Origin of the sequence: Shewanella sp. Iso12, assembly GCF_012030025.1 — a bacterium.
Classification (GTDB): domain Bacteria; phylum Pseudomonadota; class Gammaproteobacteria; order Enterobacterales; family Shewanellaceae; genus Shewanella; species Shewanella algae.
Genome location: NZ_JAAUHW010000001.1, coordinates 304164 through 327278 on the forward strand (window position 1 = coordinate 304164; position 23115 = coordinate 327278).

At 51.3% G+C, this 23115-nt stretch carries 20 protein-coding genes and 3 tRNA genes; 8 read left to right on the forward strand and 15 right to left on the reverse strand.

Translation table 11 applies throughout. The features are described 5' to 3' along the window. The first annotated feature begins 39 nt into the window (after positions 1–39). The 4 genes from folX to ung all read left to right on the forward strand — a co-directional run bounded on the left by folX (position 40) and on the right by ung (position 2511). Complete coding sequence (folX, locus tag HCX89_RS01380) at positions 40–408, forward strand: dihydroneopterin triphosphate 2'-epimerase (RefSeq protein ID WP_025010699.1); 369 nt, start codon at positions 40–42, stop codon at positions 406–408. 46 nt (positions 409–454) lie between these two features. Then, the gene (locus HCX89_RS01385) at positions 455–1354 is read left to right on the forward strand and encodes a TIGR01777 family oxidoreductase (protein WP_045282408.1); all 900 of its coding nucleotides are present in this window, start codon (positions 455–457) and stop codon (positions 1352–1354) included. Between the two features lie 232 nt (positions 1355–1586). After that, entirely contained in the window at positions 1587–1799 is a 213-nt protein-coding gene (locus HCX89_RS01390) for a molybdopterin-binding protein (protein WP_025010701.1), read from the forward strand. Between the two features lie 37 nt (positions 1800–1836). Next, positions 1837–2511: a uracil-DNA glycosylase gene (gene ung / locus HCX89_RS01395; RefSeq protein ID WP_028780273.1), complete on the forward strand. Its 675-nt coding sequence runs from the start codon at positions 1837–1839 to the stop codon at positions 2509–2511. 111 nt (positions 2512–2622) lie between these two features. Here the strand turns inward: ung and HCX89_RS01400 are convergent, their stop codons facing one another. The 9 genes from HCX89_RS01400 to HCX89_RS01440 form a co-directional block, all read right to left on the reverse strand. Then, positions 2623–4482 carry a SurA N-terminal domain-containing protein gene (locus HCX89_RS01400; RefSeq protein ID WP_167714818.1) on the reverse strand — a complete coding sequence of 620 codons (1860 nt, stop codon included), beginning with the start codon at positions 4480–4482 and terminating at the stop codon, positions 2623–2625. A 210-nt stretch (positions 4483–4692) separates the two neighbouring features. Beyond that, a complete protein-coding gene (hupB, locus tag HCX89_RS01405; protein WP_025010704.1) occupies positions 4693–4965 on the reverse strand; it encodes a nucleoid-associated protein HU-beta in 273 nt (90 codons plus the stop codon). Positions 4966–5222: 257 nt separating this feature from the next. After that, a complete protein-coding gene (lon, locus tag HCX89_RS01410) occupies positions 5223–7580 on the reverse strand; it encodes an endopeptidase La (RefSeq protein ID WP_025886755.1) in 2358 nt (785 codons plus the stop codon). A 129-nt stretch (positions 7581–7709) separates the two neighbouring features. After that, a complete protein-coding gene (clpX, locus tag HCX89_RS01415) occupies positions 7710–8990 on the reverse strand; it encodes an ATP-dependent protease ATP-binding subunit ClpX (RefSeq protein ID WP_025010705.1) in 1281 nt (426 codons plus the stop codon). Between the two features lie 88 nt (positions 8991–9078). Then, positions 9079–9687 carry an ATP-dependent Clp endopeptidase proteolytic subunit ClpP gene (gene clpP, locus HCX89_RS01420; protein ID WP_025010706.1) on the reverse strand — a complete coding sequence of 203 codons (609 nt, stop codon included), beginning with the start codon at positions 9685–9687 and terminating at the stop codon, positions 9079–9081. A gap of 92 nt (positions 9688–9779) precedes the next feature. Next, positions 9780–11084 (reverse strand): trigger factor, encoded by a 1305-nt coding sequence (gene tig, locus HCX89_RS01425; RefSeq protein ID WP_025010707.1) that lies wholly within the window; start codon positions 11082–11084, stop codon positions 9780–9782. A gap of 246 nt (positions 11085–11330) precedes the next feature. Next, positions 11331–11406, reverse strand: a tRNA-His gene (locus HCX89_RS01430). Between the two features lie 9 nt (positions 11407–11415). Then, a tRNA-Arg gene (locus tag HCX89_RS01435) sits at positions 11416–11492 on the reverse strand. A gap of 67 nt (positions 11493–11559) precedes the next feature. Next, positions 11560–11636 (reverse strand) — tRNA-Pro (locus tag HCX89_RS01440). A 235-nt stretch (positions 11637–11871) separates the two neighbouring features. Here HCX89_RS01440 and folD point away from each other — a divergent pair. Beyond that, positions 11872–12726, forward strand: coding sequence for a bifunctional methylenetetrahydrofolate dehydrogenase/methenyltetrahydrofolate cyclohydrolase FolD (folD, locus tag HCX89_RS01445; protein WP_062793544.1), 855 nt, complete (start codon positions 11872–11874; stop codon positions 12724–12726). Between the two features lie 102 nt (positions 12727–12828). On the opposite strand, the gene cysS is transcribed toward folD, so the two are convergent. Continuing rightward, the gene (cysS, locus tag HCX89_RS01450; RefSeq protein ID WP_044734237.1) at positions 12829–14208 is read right to left on the reverse strand and encodes a cysteine--tRNA ligase; all 1380 of its coding nucleotides are present in this window, start codon (positions 14206–14208) and stop codon (positions 12829–12831) included. 144 nt (positions 14209–14352) lie between these two features. Between cysS and HCX89_RS01455 the strand changes: the two genes are divergently transcribed. Together HCX89_RS01455 and HCX89_RS01460 are read left to right on the forward strand one after the other, a co-directional pair. Continuing rightward, entirely contained in the window at positions 14353–14847 is a 495-nt protein-coding gene (locus HCX89_RS01455) for a peptidylprolyl isomerase (protein WP_025010708.1), read from the forward strand. 10 nt (positions 14848–14857) lie between these two features. After that, on the forward strand, positions 14858–15574 hold the full coding sequence (locus HCX89_RS01460; RefSeq protein WP_107004604.1) for a UDP-2,3-diacylglucosamine diphosphatase: 717 nt from the start codon (positions 14858–14860) through the stop codon (positions 15572–15574). A 182-nt stretch (positions 15575–15756) separates the two neighbouring features. On the opposite strand, the gene miaE is transcribed toward HCX89_RS01460, so the two are convergent. Then, positions 15757–16521, reverse strand: coding sequence for a tRNA isopentenyl-2-thiomethyl-A-37 hydroxylase MiaE (miaE, locus tag HCX89_RS01465; RefSeq protein WP_167714820.1), 765 nt, complete (start codon positions 16519–16521; stop codon positions 15757–15759). 187 nt (positions 16522–16708) lie between these two features. On the opposite strand from miaE, the gene HCX89_RS01470 reads away from it, so the two are divergent. Beyond that, positions 16709–17305: a Yip1 family protein gene (locus HCX89_RS01470; RefSeq protein WP_101059139.1), complete on the forward strand. Its 597-nt coding sequence runs from the start codon at positions 16709–16711 to the stop codon at positions 17303–17305. Between the two features lie 190 nt (positions 17306–17495). Here the strand turns inward: HCX89_RS01470 and HCX89_RS01475 are convergent, their stop codons facing one another. The 4 genes from HCX89_RS01475 to HCX89_RS01490 form a co-directional block, all read right to left on the reverse strand. Further along, positions 17496–18353, reverse strand: a complete 858-nt coding sequence (locus tag HCX89_RS01475) for a hypothetical protein (RefSeq protein WP_167714822.1) — start codon at positions 18351–18353, stop codon at positions 17496–17498. A gap of 282 nt (positions 18354–18635) precedes the next feature. Further along, a complete protein-coding gene (gene glnS, locus HCX89_RS01480) occupies positions 18636–20306 on the reverse strand; it encodes a glutamine--tRNA ligase (protein WP_167714824.1) in 1671 nt (556 codons plus the stop codon). A gap of 162 nt (positions 20307–20468) precedes the next feature. Then, positions 20469–22763 carry a Fe(2+) transporter permease subunit FeoB gene (feoB, locus tag HCX89_RS01485; RefSeq protein WP_044734231.1) on the reverse strand — a complete coding sequence of 765 codons (2295 nt, stop codon included), beginning with the start codon at positions 22761–22763 and terminating at the stop codon, positions 20469–20471. Then, entirely contained in the window at positions 22756–22995 is a 240-nt protein-coding gene (locus HCX89_RS01490) for a FeoA family protein (protein WP_025010714.1), read from the reverse strand. The genes feoB and HCX89_RS01490 overlap by 8 nt, the downstream gene beginning before the upstream one ends. Positions 22996–23115 lie beyond the last annotated feature (120 nt).

The following is a 23115-nucleotide window of genomic DNA, read 5'->3' on the forward strand; positions in this document are numbered from 1 at the left end:
CAATCAGCCGTTGCATCAACAACAAAAAGTAGTGACATGATGAAACCCGAATTAGCTATTATACGCATTAAAAACCTGCGCTTGCGCACTTTTATCGGTATCAAGGAAGAGGAAATCAACAATCGCCAGGATGTGATCATCAATGTCTGCATCCATTACTGTGCCGACAAGGCGCGTAGAAGTGATGACATGGAGCACGCGCTCAATTATCGCACCATCACCAAGGCGATCATTAACCTGGTGGAAGACAATCGCTTCTCCTTGCTTGAGCACCTCACAGGGAAAGTACTGGAACTGGCCAGCGAGCATGAATGGGTAGAGTACGCCAGCGTGGAAATCGACAAGCCCCATGCCTTGAGATATGCCGACTCGGTTTCACTGCAACTGAGCTACCGTAAGCCGGTGTAAGTCAGTCTATACTCTGGAGAAACCTTCAGTGATTCAGGGAGAAAGCATGAATATTTTGCTCACAGGTGCAACCGGGTTTGTCGGTTCAGAACTGGCGCAGCGGCTGGCAAAACGCCATAGGCTGACTATTTTGAGCCGCAACCCCGCGGCGGCCGAGCAAAAGCTGGCGCTGGCACAAACCCGTTACATAGATTCGCTGCAAACACCCGGACTGCTTGAGGAGATAGATGCCATCATCAACCTCGCCGGTGAACCCATAGTTGCCAAACGCTGGAGCGATGAGCAGAAACAGCGGATCTGCCACAGCCGCTGGGATATCACAGAGCAGTTGGCCACGCTTGTCCGCAACAGCCAAAAGAAACCCCAAGTCTTTCTCAGCGCCTCGGCGGTGGGTTTTTACGGGCGTCAGGGGCCGGAGCCCATAGACGAAAACGCCACGCCCCATGATGAGTTCAGCCACAGGGTCTGTGCCCAATGGGAGCAAAAAGCCCTGGCGGTTGCCGATCTCACTCGGGTTTGTATCTTTCGTATCGGCATAGTGCTTGGCAAAGATGGCGGCGCCTTGGCCAAAATGCTGCCAGCCTTCAAACTGGGCCTTGGCGGCCCGATTGGCCATGGTCGTCAGGGAATGAGCTGGATAATGCGCGAAGACTTGCTGCGCCTTATTGAATTTCTGCTGGAAAATGAAGCCTGCCGTGGCATATACAATGCCACTGCGCCTCAGCCTGTCAGCAACCGCGACTTCAGCAAGGCCCTCGGCAAAGCGCTGCACCGCCCCGCTTGTCTGCCGGCACCGGCATTGGCCCTGCAACTGGCCATGGGTGAGATGTCGACCCTGCTGACCGAGGGTCAGTTTGTATTGCCGGTTCATGCTCAGGCCGACGGCTTTGAATTCAACTATCCGGAAATCAACCACGCCATGAGGACCTTATTCGATAAAGACTAAAAGGTGTGAATAAGTCCCCGTGGTACTCTGGCTGCAAGCAATGGCGCTGACCAGGTTTATTGCCGGCATAAGCCTGTCATCCGGGGACCAGCGTCCTGTATCTACTTTCGGCGTGACATTGGCGTCATTTCAATCTCCTCTGACGCTCAAATTTGTTATCGAAGCATCCCAACTTAATGGCAATTCGGTTTATACTCTTGATCCTGCTAATCGTTCTTTCGGGAGAAAACCAATGAAAATCAGTGCACGTAATTGTCTTGGTGGCACCATCAAAGCCATCGAAGAAGGCTCTGTAAACAACGAAGTCACCATTGAACTGGCTCCGGGTGTCGAATTGACTTCCGTAGTCACCAAGGCCTCCTGTGAGCGTTTGGGGCTTAAAGTGGGTGACAGTGCATACGCACTGATCAAAGCCAGCAGCGTGATGCTGGGTGTGGACGAGTAATAGATGAGCAGCGCCTTGCGGCGCTGCTTTTTTAGTTATGCATAAGGACATCAGTTGGGCCGAAGTGCTGGGCCCGGAAAAACAACAAGCCTACTTTCGGGATACTCTGGCCTATATCGACGCCGAGCGCGCCCGGGGAAAGGCTATCTATCCTCCCAAAAACGATACCTTCAACGCCTTGCGTTATACACCACTATCGGCAGTCAAAGTGGTGATCCTGGGGCAAGACCCTTATCATGGTCCAGGGCAGGCCCACGGCCTGTGCTTCTCAGTGCCCAAAGGGGTGATGCCACCGCCATCATTGCAGAACATGTTTCAGGAGCTGGCCAATACAGTCCCAGGCTTCAGCTATCCAAGCCATGGCAATCTTTGCAGCTGGGCCAGTCAGGGTGTGTTGCTGCTCAATACTGTGCTCAGTGTCGAACGTGGTCAGGCACATTCCCACGCCCATCTCGGCTGGGAGCAGTTTACCGACAGAGTGATAGAGGCCATAGATAAATACACGGAAGGCGTGGTGTTTCTGCTTTGGGGTAAGCATGCCGGGCTCAAGGCCCAGCGGGTTGACGGCAACAAACACCTTATCTTAAAGGCCCCTCACCCATCACCGCTCTCGGCTCATAGAGGATTCTTTGGCTGCAATCATTTCAATCAGGCCAACGATTACCTCATAGCCAAAGGCAAGCCACCCATAGACTGGCGCTTGCCGGATTAACCCGTTTTATCCCCAAGTTCCAGCAACCTAGTTAACCGCTGGACATAAACGCTGGAGATAAAAAAACCGGTCACTTGGACCGGTTTTTTAACGTTAAATCAATGAGTCAAGTTACTCATCACCTTCTGGATAAATGATCTCGGCCTTGGCCTTCAGCATATCGATAACGGCACGATAGTCATTCTCACCAAACTGGCTGTTGAGACGTTGCTTGATGGCCGCGACCTGATCGGCAGGTGCGCTTTCAGTGTCATGGATTGCATCCAGTACCACTACCGCATAACCGGTTGCCAGCGACACGGTATCAACGCTCAAGCCTTCTTTAGCCTTGGCCATCTGGAATGCCTTGCTCACCAAAGCGGAATCTACATCCTGGGTGAAACGTCCCAGGTTGGCGCGGCTTTGCAGCGCAGTGTCGGCATTGCCTTCTTTGAGCTTGACCATGTATTCCTGTGCCTTGTCACGGGCAATCTCATTGGCTTTTTGCTGTTTAAGACGCGCTTCAATGGCAGGCTTAACCTCGGCGAATTCCAGCGTACCGGCTTGCTGATGCTCTTTAACGCGAACAACTACGACATGGTTGCGATCCACTTCAAGCAGCTCACTGTTCATGCCCCCCAGTACATCACTGGAGAAGGCAGCCTTAGACAGCTCAGGCTTATCGAAAGGTGCGGGCGCGTTGTCACGGCCGAACAGTCGGGTAGTCTTGATCTCTGCACCAACGGCCTTGGCCGCTTCCTGCAGGTTATCAGGAATTTCATAGCTGGTATCGGCCAGTTTCTGCTGCAGGCCATAGAACTGTTTTACAGCTTCTTCCTGCTTGATCTGCTCAACTATCTTGTCTTTCACTTCAGCGAAAGGCGCAGTTTGACCGCTCTGAATATCCAGCAGTTTGATGATATGGAAACCGAAAGGTGTCTTGACCACTTTAGAGATATCACCCTTGTTCAGTGCAAACAGGGCTTCATCGAAAGCGGGATCCATCACACCAGGCTCAAACCAACCCAATTCGCCCCCCTTCTCACCGCTCAGGGTATCCTGGGAATCAGACTTGGCCAGCGCAGCGAAATCGGCGCCGTTTTCCAGTTGCTTATGGATATCCTCTGCCTTGGCTTCGGCATTGTCGGTCGAGGCGTCGATCAGAATATGGGCTGCCAAACGCTTTTCTGCGGTCTGGTATTGATTCTGGTGCTCATCATAGTAAGTCTTGGCTAGCTCGTCACTGACCTCGATACCATCGACCAGATCTTTGGCGTTAAGCTCGACATATTCCAGGCTGACCATCTCCGGACGTTCAAATTGAGCCGGATTGGTGTCGTAGAATGACTTGGCTTCCTCTTCGGTCACTGTCGCTTGGCCCAGGAAAGGCTCGGCATCAACCAAGAGATAGCGAATATCACGGGTTTGTCCCTGCAGCTTGGCCAGAGATTCTGCCTCACCATTGAGAACAAACTCACTGCCAATCAAGGCGCTGATCAGCTGACGACGAGTCATGTCCACCCGCATGCTTTCACGGAAAGCAGCTTGCTGATAGCCCAATTGGCGCAGAATGGCCTCGAAGCGATCATTGTCGAACTTGCCTTCAGTCTGGAAAGCAGGCTCTTGTCTAATTGCTTCTATGATTTGGGCATTGGACACTCTCAAGCCCATTTCAGCGGCAGCTTGATCCAGCAACTTTTGCGCTACCAGACGTTCAAGCACGCCTTTTTTGATACTGGCCAGGTAAGCATCATTGGCCGCCAGGGCGTCAAACATCTCACCCAGCTGTTGTTCCAGACGGGCACGCTCGCTTTGATAGGCCTGGTCCAGTTCGGTTGTGGAAATCTCTTCACCATTGACTGTGGCGGCCGGAGCCACTGAGGAGGAACCCAGGTAACTGCTTACACCAGCAAATGCAAAGGAAAGTATCACCAGTACCAAAATACCTTTGGCAATTACGCCCTGTGACCCTTCGCGAATCTTCTCTAACATCAGACGTCTCGCTTATGCGATTAATAGTAAAAAAAAGGCGCATCTCTTGTGGGATGCGCCTATCTGTAACATGAATGGAGTCTGCAGACGCTACTTCAGCTTATCCTCACACTCCGAAACGTCGGTTAACCCGGCGCTTCCCAATCCGTAAAAAGCACTGCCAGGCAGTGCTTAGTCTTTACGAAAGCCCTACAAAGGCTGCGATGTTAATTAGTTAACAGCGTCTTTCAGAGCTTTACCTGCTTTGAATGCAGGGATCTTAGCTGCAGCGATTTTGATCTCTTTCCCGGTCTGTGGGTTACGACCAGTACGCTCAGCGCGCTCACGCACTTCAAAAGTACCGAAACCAACAAGAGAAATTTTGTCGCCTTCTTTCAGACCATCAGTCACAGCTGCGATGAAAGAATCCAGTGCACGGCCGGCAGCGGCTTTAGAAATGTCAGCACCAGAAGCGATTTTCTCGATTAGTTCAGATTTGTTCATGTCATCCCCTTGAATGTAGTTTTCGCGCCGCAACCAAATCCTTCTCTAGAGCGGTCTGCGGAGGCTTTTATAACAAGCTTGATACCAAAGTTCAAGCTCAGTTGGAAAACCAAAGAATTTAAATTGGATACAGCTCAAAGCCAGTTGCCCCAAGGGCTTGGCACAACTGGCTCTCCACAGACCTAGGCTACCACAGGTCTGGGTTTTGTTAAGCCCCTTTTTTCACTTTTTTTAGTGGCATAGGACATTTTCTTGCGTTAGCCCAAATTTTTAACCACTTCAAAGCCCTCGACTGGTCGCTCAAGCGCCAGTTGCAGTACTTCATCTATCCAGCGAACCGGACGAATATCCAAGTCTGCCACTACGTTAGCCGGAATTTCTTCCAGATCCCGTTCGTTCTCCTTGGGTATCAACACCAGTTTGATACCACCGCGGTGGGCCGCCAGCAGTTTTTCTTTCAGGCCACCGATTGGCAGCACCTCGCCTCTGAGGGTAATTTCGCCTGTCATGGCAACTTCACCCTTGACCGGGTTACCCGTCAGGCTGGAAACCAACGCGGTACACATGGCGGCACCGGCTGATGGACCATCTTTCGGGGTTGCTCCTTCGGGTACATGCACATGGATATCACGCTTCTCGTAGAAGTCAGGGTTGATCCCCAACTGCTCGGCGCGCGCTCGAACCACTGTCATTGCGGCCTGAATAGACTCCTGCATCACATCACCCAAAGAACCTGTATAGGTGAGCTTGCCCTTACCGGCAACTGAGGTAGCTTCAATGGTCAGCAAGTCGCCGCCCACTTCGGTCCAGGCCAAACCTGTCACCTGACCAATCTGATTCTTGGACTCTGCCTTGCCATAGTCAAAGCGCTGTACCCCCAGGAAAGACTTGAGGTTGTCCTGATTGACATCCACGTGCTTGGTGTCTTTCTCCAGCATGATCTGCTTGACCACTTTACGGCAAATCTTCGACAGCTCACGCTCCAGCGCCCGCACCCCGGCTTCGCGGGTGTAATAACGGATCACCCCGAGAATGGCACTGTCATCAACAGTGATTTCATTCTTCTTCAGGCCGTTACGCTCAATCTGTTTCGGCAGCAAGTGCTGCTTGGCAATATTGAGTTTCTCATCTTCGGTGTAACCGCTAAGACGGATGACTTCCATCCGATCCAGCAAGGGGCCCGGAATATTCATCGAGTTGGAGGTGGCCACAAACATCACATCGGACAGATCGTAATCCACTTCCAGGTAGTGATCGTTAAAGGTCGCGTTCTGCTCTGGATCCAACACCTCCAGCAGAGCTGAGGCCGGATCGCCTCGCATGTCCGAACTCATTTTGTCGATTTCATCGAGCAGGAACAGTGGGTTCTTCACCCCGACTTTGGCCATCTTCTGAATAATCTTGCCAGGCATAGAGCCTATATAGGTCCGGCGGTGACCACGGATTTCCGCTTCATCACGCACACCGCCCAGCGCTACCCGCACATATTTACGGCCAGTCGCTTTGGCAATAGATTGCCCCAGGGATGTCTTACCTACCCCTGGCGGGCCAACCAGACACAGGATAGGCCCCTTGAGCTGTTTCACCCGGCTCTGTACCGCCAGATACTCGAGGATACGTTCCTTAACCTTCTCCAGGCCATAGTGATCTGTATCCAGCACCTGTTCCGCCTTGGAGAGGTCTCGCTTGATCTTGGAGCGCTGTTTCCAGGGCACAGAGGTCATCCAGTCAACATAGCTGCGCACCACAGTGGCTTCGGCCGACATGGGTGACATCATTCTCAGCTTGTTGAGCTCGGCAGACGCCTTGTCTTTGGCCTCTTCCGGCATGCCGGCTTCTTCAATCTTACGGCTCAGACTTTCAAATTCGTCGTGGCCTTCATCGAGATCGCCAAGCTCCTTCTGGATAGCCTTCATCTGCTCGTTGAGATAGTACTCACGCTGGCTCTTTTCCATCTGTTTTTTGACCCGGGAGCGGATACGCTTTTCAACCTGCAGCAGGTCGATTTCCGCTTCCATCATGGCCATCAGATATTCAAGCCGCTCACCGACCTTGACCATCTCCAGCACAGACTGTTTGTCTGCCAGCTTGAGAGGCATATGGGCTGCCATGGTGTCGGCCAGCCGGTCGGCTTCTTCGATACCTGTGAGCGAAGTGAGCACCTCGGGAGGAATTTTCTTGTTCAGCTTGATATAGCCTTCAAACTGACTGATTGCGCTGCGAACCAGCACCTCTTCTTCCCTGTCATCCAGCGCTTCGGACTCCAGGTAGTGTGCGGTAGCAACAAAGAACTCTTCTTCCTGGGTATAGCGTTCGATGCGGGCGCGCTTGCCGCCTTCGACCAATACCTTGACTGTGCCATCGGGCAGCTTCAGCAGCTGCAAAATGGAAGCGACTGTACCTACGTCGAAAATATCGTCTATGCCAGGCTCGTCCAGATCCGCATCCCGCTGCGCCACAAGAATGATCTGTTTATCCTGCGCCATGGCAGTTTCCAAACAACGGATGGACTTTTCACGTCCTACGAATAACGGAATTACCATATGGGGATAGACCACCACGTCTCTCAGTGGCAGCACGGGCAATTCGATTCGCGCTTCACGCTCTAGGGTCATAGTTCGATTCCGTTTCAGTTAAAGATTACAGAGAGTATATTGGGACGCTTTCCCGGCTTTCAATGGTAAAGACAAAAAAAGGAGCCCTAGTGGACTCCTTAATTTTCAACTTGATAGCTTGTTGCTCAGTTATTGGTCACCGGCAGCAGCCTGGGAGTCATTATTCTCGTAAATAAGAATAGGCGCTGACTCACCTTTCACCACAGATTCATCAATAACCACCTTGACCACATTATCCATGGACGGCAGGTCATACATGGTATCCAGCAGTATCGCTTCAACGATGGAGCGCAGACCTCGGGCCCCTGTCTTACGGGACATGGCTTTTTGTGCTATCGCCTTAAGGGCGTCATCGCGAAACTCGAGTTCGACATTTTCCATCTCGAACAAAGTGGCAAACTGCTTGGTGATGGCGTTCTTGGGCTGAGACAGAATCTGCACCAGAGCTGCTTCGTCCAGTTCACCCAAGGTCGCAACCACAGGCAAACGCCCGATAAACTCAGGAATAAGGCCATATTTGACCAAGTCTTCCGGCTCAACCTGCAGCAGAGTATCGGTAATGGTGGCCTTTTCGGCCTGGCCTTTAACCTGGGCGCCGAAGCCTATACCGCTACCCACATGGGAGCGCTGCTCAATCACCTTCTCAAGGCCTGCAAAGGCACCGCCACAGATGAAGAGTATCTTGGAGGTATCAACCTGCAGGAACTCCTGCTGTGGGTGTTTACGGCCACCCTGAGGAGGTACGGCGGCAACAGTACCTTCAATCAGTTTCAGCAGTGCCTGCTGCACCCCTTCACCGGACACATCCCGGGTGATGGAAGGGTTATCTGACTTACGGCTGATTTTGTCAATCTCATCGATATAGACAATACCACGCTGCGCCTTGTCGACATCATAGTCGCACTTCTGCAGCAGCTTCTGAATGATGTTTTCAACGTCTTCCCCCACATAACCGGCTTCGGTCAATGTGGTGGCATCTGCCATGGTGAAAGGCACATTCAGGAACCGCGCCAGGGTCTCTGCCAGCAAGGTTTTACCACTACCGGTTGGACCGATAAGCAGAATATTACTCTTGCCCAGCTCCACACCATCTTTGGGAGTACTGTTTTTCAGGCGTTTGTAGTGGTTATAAACCGCTACAGACAACACCTTCTTGGCCTGCTCCTGGCCGATAACATAATCATCCAGATGAGCACGCAGTTCGTGGGGAGTTGGCAGCTTGTCCTGATCCCGGTTGGGCGAAATCTCTTTTATCTCTTCGCGAATGATGTCATTACACAACTCGACACATTCATCACATACATACACAGATGGCCCGGCGATCAGCTTGCGAACTTCATGCTGGCTTTTTCCGCAGAAAGAGCAATACAGCAATTTGCCGCTATCACCGTTGCCTTTGTTGTCACCCATTACTCTACCTCTTTTGCAGTCTGCTCTACTGCCATACACTTAAGCGTCTTCAATCTGAGCATAGCCCAGCCAAAAGCAAAAATCAGCCTTAACGTTTGGTCAGAACCGAATCCACCAAACCGTATTCCATGGCCTGAGAAGCGCTCATAAAGTTATCTCGGTCGGTATCCCGCTCGATGATTTCCAGCGGTTGACCAGTATGATCGGCCAACATCTGGTTCAGCTTCTGTTTGATCCCCAGTATCTCTTGGGCGTGGATAGCGATATCCGATGCCTGTCCCTGGAAGCCCCCCAAAGGCTGATGGATCATCACCCGCGAGTTAGGCAGACAGTGACGCTTACCCTTGGCACCACCGGCCAACAGGAAGGCGCCCATACTGGCCGCTTGCCCGATACATACAGTGCTGACATCCGGCTTGATAAACTGCATGGTGTCATAAATAGCCATACCAGCAGTGACAGAGCCGCCTGGTGAGTTGATATAAAGAGAGATCTCTTTATCCGGGTTTTCTGATTCCAAAAACAGCAACTGTGCCACGATCAAATTGGCCATGTGTTCTTCAACCTGACCAACCAGGAAGATCACCCGCTCTTTCAACAGACGTGAATAGATATCGTAAGAGCGTTCTCCCTTGGCAGTTTGCTCAACCACCATAGGAACGAGTGCATTAAGTACTGATTCTGGCGCGTTATGCATCATTAACTTTCCCTAAATAAAAAAACGGCCCGCATGAGGGACCTCATACGAGCCATTATAAATGGCGAACAACCAAGCAAGTCAAGCTTAGGTTATGCGCGGCCAGTAGCCTTGTTCATAAATTCTTCAAAAGCGACATCTTTCTTAGTCACTTTGGCTGATTTCAGAACCGCTTCAACGGCTTGCTCTTCCAGAGCCAAGTTGCGCATGTTCTGCATCAACTCTTCGTTGCCGTTGTAGTATTCGATCACTTCTTTTGGATCTTCGTAGGCAGAAGCCATAGAAGCGATCAACGCCTGTACGCGCTCTTCTTCAGCTTTCAGCTCGTTGGACTTGATCACTTCGCCCAGCAGCAGGCCGACTTTAACGCGGCGCTCGGCTTGTTCAGTGAACAGCTCGGCTGGCAGCTCAGGCATGTTGGCACCTTGACCACCGAAACGCTGCATGGCCTGGCGACGCAGAACGTTAACTTCACCGTCGATCAGCGCTTTTGGCAGTTCGATTTCGTTGGCAGCCAGCAGACCATTCAGCACTTGTTCTTTCACATTGGCTTTCAGAGCTTGTTCCAGCTCACGGCTCATGTTCTTGCTGATCTCAGCTTTCAGAGCATCGATGCCACCGTCAGTGATACCGAACAGCTTGGCGAACTCGTCGTTAACTTCAGGTAGGTTGGCACCCTTGACTTCTTTCACTGTGATAGCAAACTTGGCGGCTTTGCCTTTCAGGTTTTCGGCGTGGTATTCCTCAGGGAAAGTCACGTCGATGTCGAACTCTTCACCGGCTTTGTGGCCTTTAACGCCTTCTTCAAAACCAGGGATCATACGACCGCTGCCCAGTTGCAGTTCGAAGTCTTCGGCCTTGCCGCCTTCAAACTCTTCACCGTCAACACTACCCACAAAGTTGATAACGACTTTGTCACCGTCTTCGGCAGCGCGCTCAACTGCTTCGTAAGTCGCGTGTTGCTTGCGCAGGGTTTCGATCATGTTGTCAACGTCGGCTTGTTGTACTTCGGCAACAGGCTGCTCAACTTCGATACCGTCCAGGCCTTTGATTTCAACTTCTGGATAAATTTCAAAGGTCGCGGTGAACTCAAACTTTTCGGCGTCAGTGGCACCTGGGGTAAAGGTAGGAGCACCGGCAGGGTTCAACTTCTCGGCAATGATGGCCTCAATGAAGTTGCGCTGCATTACTTCACCGGTAATGTCTTGGCGAATCGCTTTGCCATAACGCTTTTCAATCACGCTTGCTGGGACTTTACCTGGACGGAAACCTGGAATACGGGCACGCTTGGCTTCGCGTTGCAGGCTGTCTTTAACCAGTTGTTCGATCTGCTCTGCAGGAACAGAGATGGTCAGGCGACGCTCCAGGCCTTGGGTTGTTTCAACAGAAACTTGCATTGTTTTACCTCGAAATGTGTCTAACGTCCTTTGCAATAGCCGATTGTTTCAACTATTCAGGTATTCGTTTCTTGATCTTTAACTTGACTGAAATGCCCATCAGAAGTGAATTCCGGCACCGGTCGCACATTGTTGATTGTTATCAAGACGCAGCATTATATCGACCGTTCTTAGTGGAGTCGAGCCTCAATGCCACAGAAAAAGGCATAAAAAAAGCGACCTAAGGTCGCTTTTTTTATAAAAGAGTGGGGTGACTGATGGGGCTCGAACCCACGACAACTGGAATCACAATCCAGGGCTCTACCAACTGAGCTACAATCACCACCGAAAATGGTACGCCCGGCAGGATTCGAACCTGCGACCATCCGCTTAGAAGGCGGATGCTCTATCCAACTGAGCTACGGGCGCAGGATCTGCAAATTCAATTTGCATCCTAAGCGGTACTGACAATGCTATCCACACTGCCCTTGAAATCTGGTCGGTGATAGAGGATTCGAACCTCTGACCCTCTGCTCCCAAAGCAGATGCGCTACCAGGCTGCGCTAATCACCGAAAATTTTCTCCAAGCGCGGTTACAACCGGCTTGCCTCGAGAACGGAGCGCATCTTAGCCCCTCACCCAACAAGCGTCAACGATTTTTTTAAGCGCTTTATCTGCTTGGCGAAATTACGTGCTGCTTTGACGAAATTCTGTGTTCTGGAGCAGGTTTGTCCATGACACTCCCAAGCCTCACTGGTAAAATAGCGCCGTTTTCAACATCGCGCCATACAAAGGATATCCTACACCCATGACAGCCCAACTAATAGATGGCAAAGCGATTGCGCAATCCATAAGACAACAGCTAAAGCAAAAAGTCGCTGCACGTCAAGCAGCGGGACAACGTATCCCAGGCTTGGCTGTTATTCTGGTGGGTGCTGATCCTGCCTCTCAGGTTTATGTCGGCAGTAAGCGTAAAGCCTGTGAAGAAGTGGGGTTCATCTCCCGCTCCTATGATCTGCCGGATTCCACCAGTGAAGAAGAACTGCTGGCCCTGATAGATTCACTCAATGAAGATGCCGCCATTGATGGCATTCTGGTGCAGCTGCCGCTGCCGGAACATATTAAAGAATCCAAGGTGATCGAGCGGATCCGTCCCGACAAAGATGTCGACGGTTTCCACCCTTATAATGTCGGCCGTCTGGCTCAACGGATCCCGGTACTGCGCTCCTGCACTCCCATGGGGATCATGACCCTTATCAAGTCTACCGGTATCGATACCTATGGTCTGGATGCGGTTGTGGTTGGCGCCTCCAACATCGTGGGCCGTCCCATGACTCTGGAGCTGCTGCTGGCCGGCTGCACCACCACTACTTGTCACAGATTCACCAAAGATCTCAAGGATAAGGTCAGCCGCGCCGATCTTCTGGTGGTTGCCGTCGGCAAACCCGACTTTATCCCCGGTAGCTGGATCAAACCAGGTGCCATAGTCATAGATGTGGGCATTAACCGTCTCGACAGCGGCCGTTTGGTGGGCGATGTTGACTTTGATGTTGCCTGTGAGCGCGCCAGCCATATCACCCCGGTTCCCGGTGGCGTGGGCCCTATGACCATAGCCAGCTTGCTGGAAAATACCCTGTTTGCCGCGGAGCAATATCACGACTAAGGGTAGATTGAAACCAACCTCAGTTTGGTTTTCAATTTCAAGCGATAAAAAACGCCGGCTTCAACAGCCGGCGTTTTTGTTTCGATTATTGGCAAAGAAGGATTACTTCTTGCGCCAGCTGGTCCCCTGTGGGCCATCTTCCAGCACCACACCCAGCTCATTCAGCCGGTCACGGGCAACATCTGCAGCAGGCCAATCCTTCTCGGCTCGGGCGCGGTTGCGCTCGGCAATAAGTGCTTCGATTTCAGCTACTTCATCGTCGCTGCCCTCGCCTTTGAAGAAGGCTTCAGGTGTAGAGCTGACAATCCCAAGCACTGCAGCCAGTTGTTTCAGTGACACGCCAAGGGCCGAGGCTGCCGCCATATCCACGCCCTTGAGGCGGTTGATTTCACGCACCATTTCAAACAGCACAGAGTAGGCTTCGGGGGTGTTGAAGTCATCATCCATCGCCGCCTTGAAGCGCTCAACATACTCTTCGGCAGGCGCCGCAGTGACACTCAGGTCAAGGTCTTTGAGCGCTGTGTAAATTCGCTCAAGCGCGGCTCTGGCCTGCTTGAGGTTGTCTTCCGAATAATTCAACTGGCTGCGGTAGTGGCCGGACAACAGGAAGTAGCGCACGGTTTCGGCATCATAATGCGCCAACACATCGCGAATGGTGAAGAAGTTACCCAGCGACTTGGACATCTTCTCTTTGTCGACCATCACCATGCCGGTATGCATCCAGTAGTTCACATAAGGCGTGTCGTGGGCGCAGCAAGACTGGGCGATTTCATTTTCATGATGCGGAAACTGCAGATCGCTGCCGCCGCCATGGATATCGAAATGCAATCCCAGGTGTTTGCTGTTCATGGCAGAGCACTCAATGTGCCAACCGGGACGCCCCGGGCCCCAAGGTGAATCCCAGGTAGGTTCACCAGGCTTGGACATCTTCCACAGCACAAAGTCCATGGGATCCCGCTTATGCTCGTCCACTTCGACCCGGGCACCGGCCTGCAGCTGTTCCAGGTTCTGCCCGGAAAGCTTGCCGTATTCAGGGAAAGAAGCAACGCTGAACAACACATCGCCATCATCGGCCACATAGGCATGACCACGGGCGATCAGCGCCTCAACCATTTCGATAATCTCGCCAATATGCAGAGTCGCCCTTGGCTCCATATCGGGGCGCAGCATGTTCAGGGCATCAAAGTCTTGGTGCATCTGGCCAATGAGACGCTCGGTAAGGCTATCGCAGCTCTCGCCATTTTCATTGGCGCGCTTGATGATTTTGTCATCCACGTCTGTGATGTTGCGCAGGAAGTTAACCTGGTAACCCGCGTAACGCAGGTAGCGCACTATCATGTCAAAGGAAACAAAGGTCCGGCCATGACCGATATGACACAAGTCGTATATGGTGACACCACACACATACATACCCACTTTACCTGGGTTAATCGGTTTAAATTCCTCTTTTTGGCGGCTCAGACTGTTGTATATCTTCAACATCGACTTTCTCTTCAACAATATAGGATTAGTGGGTAAAACGAATCTGGCAGTTTAGCATTGCCAAAAGCTCTTGAATACTGCCCTTTATAGCCGGAGTCGGATAAGTTAGAATCCGCCAACAAAATTTATCCTGAGGATCCGATCATGATTACACTGCACACCAACCACGGCGACATCAAACTGGCGCTGGATAGTGAAAAAGCCCCTCTGACTGCGGCCAACTTTATCAAGTACGCCCAGGAAGGCTTCTATGACGGTACTATCTTCCACCGCGTTATCGATGGCTTTATGGTTCAGGGTGGCGGCTTTACCGAACAGATGTCACAAAAACCTACCAATGCCCCAGTGCGTAACGAAGCCAACAACGGCCTGTCAAACAAGACAGGTACCATAGCCATGGCCCGCACTTCCGATCCTCATTCCGCCACGGCGCAGTTCTTTATCAATGTCAACGACAACACCTTCCTGGATTTCAAAAACGAATCCATCCAAGGCTGGGGTTACTGTGTATTCGGTGAAGTGGTTGAAGGTATGGACGTGGTCAATGCCATCAAAGGCGTGAGCACGGGCAACCACGGCATGCATCAGGATGTGCCCTTGGAAGCCGTGATCATCGAGAAAGTGACCATAGCAGACTGATAACTTCTGAATGCGCACTCTCTTTATCGGCGATCTGCACCTCAGTGCCGATCGCCAAGATATCCTCAACGCCTTCTATCAATTTCTCGATACCGGTCTTGAACAGGTCGACGCCCTCTATATCTTGGGTGATCTGTTTGAGGTTTGGGTCAGTGATGATTTGGCCGAGCCCTTTGCCTTGGCGCTGGCCAAGCGTCTCTATGAAGTCAGCCGCAGCCTGCCGGTGTACTTTATCCACGGCAACCGCGACTTTATGCTGGGGAAAGAATACGCCGCCAAAGCGGGGATAACCTTACTGCCCGAGGTGTATCGACTGGATCTCTATGGCCACAAGACAGTGCTGCTGCATGGCGACAGCCTCTGCACTCTGGACAAGGCCTACCAGCGTTTTCGGCGTTTTCGCAATATGGCTTTGCCCCGCTGGATATACCGCCATCTGCCGAAGAAGACCCGCAGCAATATTGCCGCCAAGCTCAGGCAAAACAGCCAGATGCAGAATCAGCTGAAAAGCATTGAGATAATGGATGTTGAGCCGAGCGCGGTGGATGAACTGTTTGCCGGCACTGGCGCCGAGTTGATGATCCACGGTCACACCCATAGACCGGATATCCATCAATTGGCGGGTAATAAGCAGCGCTTGGTAGTGGGAGACTGGTATGAACAGGGAAGTGTCTTGAGCATCAGTGCCGACAACATAGCACTGACCAGCCTTCCTTTCATAGAATAAAGCCAGCAGACCCGGCTTTAACTGAACTCTTAACTGAACTCATTCGACTCGGGTTTTATCTGTTTGGCTTGAGTCGGCTCGCATTGAACCTAGCCAGCCCTGATAACCTATAAAACCCTTCCAATCCAGCAGTTGCCGACCCTGTCGGCATCTTTATCTATGTAGGCGCAATATCGAGTAGTTTAAAGCGGCGCCCCGCTGTGAAACCTGAATTCATCATCCGGCGCTAGAATAAGCTCGGCTTCCACCTCAGCAAAATAGGCCACTCTGGCGCTGATATCCTCGCCGGCAATCGCCTCGGCCAATGAAAGATAATCCTGATAGTGGCGCGCTTCAGAACGCAGCAGTGAAATATAGAAACGTTTAAGCTCATCATCGAGCCAAGGCGCCAGCTTGGCGAAACGTTCACAGGAGCGGGCCTCGATAAAGGCGCCCACTATGAGTTTATCTATCAGAGTCGCAGGTTCATGGGTGCGAACGTGTTTCATCATCCCCTTGGCATAACGGCCGGCACGGATGTTGCTGTATGGGATATTGCGCGCCAACATCAGTTCCAGAACCTGTTCAAAGTGGTGGAACTCCTCTTTGATAAGGCGGATCATCTTGGCGATGAGCTCAAAGCCATGGGGGAATCCCGCCCTGGGCGTCAACTCACCAATCAACTCGTTCTTCTTCACCTCTCTGGCCAGAAATGCCGCCATATCCCTGTCGTTGTGATAAACAAACTCTTCGTAAAGCTTGGCCCAGGTTAGCAACTGCTCGCCACTTTGCTTGTCCACCGCATACTTGCGGACCAAAAACATCGCCGTCTGCGCCGCCTTAAGCTCACAATTACAGTGATCTATCAGCAATTCGGCCAGTCTATGCTCCTCTTTGGCAGCTGCTATCCAGCTGTCAGGGGTTTCACAGGCCAGGAATTCTTTTACTGGGGCGAGTAACTGCTGCATTGAGGTCAAGCTTCCACAAGAGTTTTCAAGGCCGCCAAGTCTACCAGCAAGCCAATGCTATGCCCACAGCCTCTCGGAGTACAAACTTGACGGCCCGCTGTTTTTGTTCAATAAATAGACTCAGAGCGGTAAAACGCTCGTCTGCAGTTTGACGAGCAAAAGTCAAAGCGGAATAAGGATAATTATAATGGTATTGAATCACTTAATGGGGTTGTATACTCATCCCAAACAGGAATGGCAAACCATAGAACAAAACCATGAGGCACTTAAAAGCTGTCTCAGTCACCTGCTACTCATTGCGCTCATCCCTTCTGTCTGTAGTTATATCGCCGCCGTGCATATCGGCTGGAACCCAGGTGCCGGCGAACCCTTGTTTCTAACAGCCCAAAGCGGCTTCATCATGTGCGCCGGCATGTATTGCGGCCTGGTATTCGGTGTGTTCGCCCTCGCCTACCTGGCCTACTGGATGGGACAAACTTTTGATGCCCATCCGGACTTTACCCAGTGCCTGGAACTGGCGTCTTATACTGCCACCCCACTGTTTATGGTGGGACTGGCGGCGCTCTATCCAGAGCTTTGGTTTATTATGGTGATAGGACTGATAGGCCTTAGCTACTCTGTATACCTGCTGTATACCGGGGTCCCTATCATAATGAATATTCCCGAGGAAAAAGGCTTTATCTATGCCAGCTCTGTGGTGACGGCAGGTTTGGTGCTCCTGGTCGCTCTGATGGCCAGCAGCGTGATCCTCTGGAGCATGGGACTCGGCCCAATACTGCAATAATAAAAGCAGTCATCAAAACACCAGAGACGAAAAAGGCGCTCCTTGAGCGCCTTTCTTACGTCCAATTCAGCCCTAGCCATATAGCATCCCCCAACGGAACCCAGGATGTGTTGGGTAAGCAGGAGATATCCGTCATGCAGAACTGCTAAGAAGCCTTACATCTGCTCTGTACAGACTTACAGGCCAAGCCCTAGTTCAGTAATTCCTTTGCAAGCGCGTCATGGCCCAAACGGTCAAATAATGTGGCCAACTCAGTTAAATCTATGCTGCTGTTCCTTAGGTCTTCAAAAGCTTGAGCAAATGCTTGCTTGAACTTTTGATCCTCAAGGTAAGCTTCAATAAACTTCGCCCAAAAATCTTCCGAATTGATAATACGGGAGTTAAATCGTTCAACGTAAAAGTGTTTAGCCGCATTGGGTGCATTAATGAAGCAATCCAAATACGCCCATCCATAATCACTGTCCGTCGTTAAGTTCACATCCACATTGAGCTTGTTTATAAACCATGAAATTATTTCGGTTTGATCGGAGTTTTCATGATAACAGGAAGTGACACTGGCATTAACCAAGTAGCCAAAGGCAAGATTAAGCTCTTCGTTGGATACTTGAATGTTGGCAATCAAAAACTCAATGGTATCACGACAAATAAAGTTACAGCTCACCTGTAAAACATAACCCCAAGGTATGTCTGCCTTCATATCGAGCATTAATTTGAATAGTTCAACCCTGCCGGGGATTTGGCACATATGATAGAGAGCATCTTCATCGTCGAACTCATAGGATATTCCTTTGTCGAGAGACTTTAAGAAGTTGAGGCACTGGATAGCCGTAGGGGTGATATCAACACCGGCACTCTCGACAACAGCATTAAAAATTAGCTGCTCCATAGGTTCGGTATCTTTAAAATGATTGTAAATTATTTCGACTAGATCAAACCTGTTACTCTCAATTATCGAGGTCAATACCCTAAAGTCCAGATCGTTCCTGATTGATTCTATGTCACCATTATTTATTGCTTCTTCGACTTCATGTGCTTGTTGAATCAACATTTAGATACCTTATATACATCCAAGTTGTTAACGCTTAAATAATCCCTATCACTTCAGCATCTGTTGAAGAATGATTGTGTCTTTACTGATATCAATCGAGAGCAGCTTAACCAGTTATTCAAGGGAAGGTGCGAACGAGTCCCACGGGTGCTCTATATCGGCTCACTGGCCTGGAAACGGTTTAAAGCGCAGAGGGAAATAAGCGGGCTTGTGAAGCCGACAGCTGACTAAGCTTGCGAAAAACAAGTCTAGTCAGCCACAGCTTTACAGAATGGTACTGACTTAAGCGAATGAATCTCTTAATGCCACGGTGCGGTTAAATACCAGCTTATCTGGGCTTGAGTCCTTGCTGTCGGCACAGAAGTAACCTTCACGCTCAAACTGATAGGCCTTCTCGGCCTCCGCTTGCACCAGACCAGCCTCAACCAGACCATGCTTAACCACCAAAGATTCCGGGTTCAGCACTTCGTCCACGGTTTCTGCCGCTGCCGGATTGGCATCAACAAACAGGCGATCATAGAGACGGAACTCGGCAGGCACAGCGCTGCTGGCTTCGACCCAGTGGATCACGCCCTTGACCTTGCGGCCATCGGCAGGGTTTTTACCCAGAGTCTCTGGGTCATAACTGCAGTAAATGGTGGTGACCTTACCGTCGGCGTCCTTGTCACAACGCTCGGCTTTGATCACATAGGCATTGCGCAAACGCACCTCTTTGCCCATCACCAGACGCTTGTAGTGCTTGTTGGCTTCTTCACGGAAGTCGGCCGCATCGATATAAAGCTCACGGCCAAAGGCCAGCTCACGATTACCCAGCTCTTCCTTATTGGGATGCACCGGCGCACGGACATGCTCCAACTGCCCTTCAGGATAGTTCTCAATGATCACCTTAACCGGCTCGATAACCGCCATGGCTCTCGGGGCATTGTCGTTGAGCTCTTCACGGATACAGGCTTCGAGCATACCCACTTCCACCAGGTTATCCTGCTTGGTCACGCCGATGCGATCACAGAATTCACGGATGGAGGCCGGGGTGTAACCGCGGCGGCGCAAACCGGCGATAGTCGGCATGCGGGGATCATCCCAGCCATTGACCAACTGACGTACCACCAGCTCGTTGAGCTTACGCTTGGACATCAGGGTATATTCCAGATTCAGGCGTGAAAACTCATACTGACGGGTACGGTTGGGGATCTTGAAATCATCCAGATTATCCAACACCCAGTCATAGAGGCGACGGTTATCCTGAAACTCCAGCGTACAAAGGCTGTGAGTGATATTTTCCAGCGCATCAGAGATACAGTGGGTAAAATCGTACATGGGATAGATGCACCACTTATCACCCGTCTGATGGTGATGAGCGAATTTGATCCGGTAGATTACCGGGTCGCGCATACACATGAAAGGTGATGCCATGTCTATCTTGGCCCGCAGTGAACACTCGCCTTCTTTAAATTCACCGGCGCGCATCTTTTCAAACAGCGCCAGGTTTTCTTCAACGCCGGTGTCACGATAAGGGCTGTTCTTGCCCGGCTCTTTCAAAGTGCCGCGGTACTCGCGCATCTGCTCGCCATTGAGAAAACAAACATAAGCCAGACCTTTTTTGATCAGCTCAACGGCATAACCATAGAGGCTATCAAAGTAGTCTGACGAGTAGTGAATATCACCGGCCCACTGGAAGCCCAGCCATTGCACGTCCGCTTTAATGGAATTTACATAGTCAATGTTTTCTTTTTCCGGGTTGGTGTCATCAAAGCGCAGGTTGCACTGGCCCTGATAGTCCCTGGCAATACCGAAATTCAAGCAGATAGACTTGGCGTGACCTATGTGCAGGAAGCCATTAGGCTCTGGTGGGAAACGGGTGTGCACATTGGTGTGCTTACCGCTCGCCAAATCTTCATCTATGATATTGCGAATGAAGTTACTTGGACGTACTTCGGTGTCCACATGACTCATGAAATTCCTCTTTGCGAACAATGGCTGTCTAACGAAAAGAGGCATGATCCTACAGATCATGCCCGGTTACAATCCTTCTAGAATAAAAACTGCGGCGCACTTCGTCAAACCCGGTGCCGTGATCAAAAAAGCAGCCAAGATGGCTGCTTTTTATCTGCGACCTTACTCAGTCACTATCTTGATACCCGGAATGATCTCCTGGGTCTTGCGGCCTTTACGCTTCAGCCACATATAGAAACCTATCAGGGCGAGGACAAAGAAGCTTATCCATGCGCTGGACTGCAATGGATGCTCGGCAAAAGTCGCGCCTTGGTAGACCACAGTGGCACTGCCGTAAGCCAGTGCAAAGGTCCAGGTAGCGGCAAAGGTAGCCCAGCGACTGCCAAACTCATTCACCAGTGCACCCATGGCGGCCACACAAGGGGTGTAGAGCAGAATAAACAGCAGATAGGAGAAGGCAGCCAATTGTCCGCTGAATCCTGCCTGCAGTGCACCGAATGTGGACTGATCAACCCCCTGCTCTTCGGCAGCCAGCGTCTTATCCTCAACATGGCCCACAGACAGCTTGAGCGGATCTTCCATCACTATGCCGAACAGGTTGGCCGGAATGGTCGCCAGCGCCTCGGAGAAGCTGTCCATCAATGGAGTAAGCTCGCCATCACCGCCATCAGCCGTGCTATACAGGCTATTGAGCGTACCCACCACCGCTTCTTTGGCGAAGATACCCGTTACTATCCCAACAGTGGCCGGCCAGTTGTCTTCCTCTATCCCCATGGGTGAAAACACCGGAGTGATCTTCTGACTGGCAACACTGAGCAGAGACTCCTGACTGTCTTCATGGCCAAAACTACCATCGACCCCTATGGCATTGATAAAGTTGAGCAGAGTCACTACAACCACAATTGTCTTGCCGGCACCGAGAATAAAGCTCTTGGTACGCTTACCTGTACGGGAAGCCACCGCTTTGAGCTTGGGCAGTTCATAGCTTGGCAGCTCCATCACTACGGCACTGCTGTTACCGGGCAGCAAGGTCTTGCGCAGCAGCAGGCCTGTGCCTATCGCAGCCAAAATACCGATAAGGTAGAGACCGAACACCAGATTCTGACCTGAATCAGGGAAAAAGGCCGCCGCAAACAAGGCGTATACAGGCAATCTGGCACCGCAGGACATAAAGGGCGCCATCATACCCGTGACAATACGTTCACGCTCACTGCCCAGTGTGCGGGTCGCCATGATGGCAGGCACAGAGCAGCCAAAACCGACAATCATGGGCACAAAGGCCTTGCCGGGCAAGCCGATGCGGCGCATCAGGCCGTCAACCACAAAGGCGGCACGGGCCATATAGCCAGAGCCTTCCAGCACAGATAAAGCCAAAAACAGCGCCGCGATAACCGGAATAAAGGTCGATACCGTCTGAATACCCTGACCTATACCACCGGCCAGCAGAGTCACCAACCAGGCAGGAGCTCCTATATTGGTCAGCAAAGCCCCGAAATGATCGACAAACAGCGCGCCGGCACTGATATCGAAGAAGTCGATAAAGGCACTGCCCACGTTGATGGCAAACATGAACATCAGGTACATCACCAGCAAAAATACCGGAATACCCAACACAGGATGCAATACCAACTTATCGAGCCTGTCACTCAAGGTCAGCTGGCCGTCGGCATTGACCGACCCCTTATAAACCCGCTCAACAAAGTCAAAACGTGTGGTGGCCACCATGATCTCTATGTCTTTGCCTTCCAGTGCCAGTTTATCCGTCACTCTGGAGACCTGTTCATCGAGCAAATTGTTCTGGCAAGAACCACAGCCCAAGCCATTGGCCAACATGGCCAGCGCCCGGCCCCGGCTTAATTGACTGTCGCTGCCCATAATGGCTGTGACACCGGTTTCAATGGTGGCGTCATATTGCAGCATCAAAGGCGACTCTGAAACCCGCCCTTCCAGCAGCTCTATCACCTGTTCCTTGACCCGCTCGACGTCTTTGGCTTCTCTTGAAGTCACTCCTATTACGGGGCAACCCAGCTCTCGACTCATGGCTTGGGTATCGACCCGAATGCCGCGCTTGACCGCCGCATCCATTTTGTTGAGCACCACAACCATGGGAATACCCAGCTCACGCAGCTGCACTGTCAGATACAGGTGACGTTCGATATTGGTGGCATCCACCAAGTTGATAATGCCATCTACTTTCTGGTTGGCCAGATACTGCTGGGCAATCTGCTCATCCAACGAGCAATCACAGTTGCTACCGGCGGGAAGAAGATCGTAAATGCCGGGTAAATCGGTTAGAAAGACATCATCGCCATTAAGCGAAAAGTGGCCGGTCTTCTTCTCGACTGTCACCCCGGACCAGTTACCTACCTGTTGATTGGCACCTGTCAGGGCGTTGAACAATGTCGACTTACCGGCATTGGGATTACCGACAGTGACACAATGGAACTGCTTAGTCATTGGCCTTTTCCACCTCTATAATCTGTGCCAGATCCTGACGCATGCACAACTTGCTGCCGCGAATGTCCAATTCCAACCCGGATCCCATGGGAGCACGGCGGATCAAAGAAAAACAGGTATTGGGGGTGATCCCCATGGACAGGAGCTTGCGTTTGACCACTGCAGGCAGATCCAGATGGCCAACTTCGGAAATCATGGCGCGATCACCGGGTTTCAATTCACTTAACTTCATTGCCTCTACCACTGAAAACAGCATGCAAGCATGCGGGTAATGATTCGATTCTACCTGAAACAGTCAAATAAGAACTTTATCTGGATCAAGCTTTTCAACTGGTAACGATAATAGTTTTCA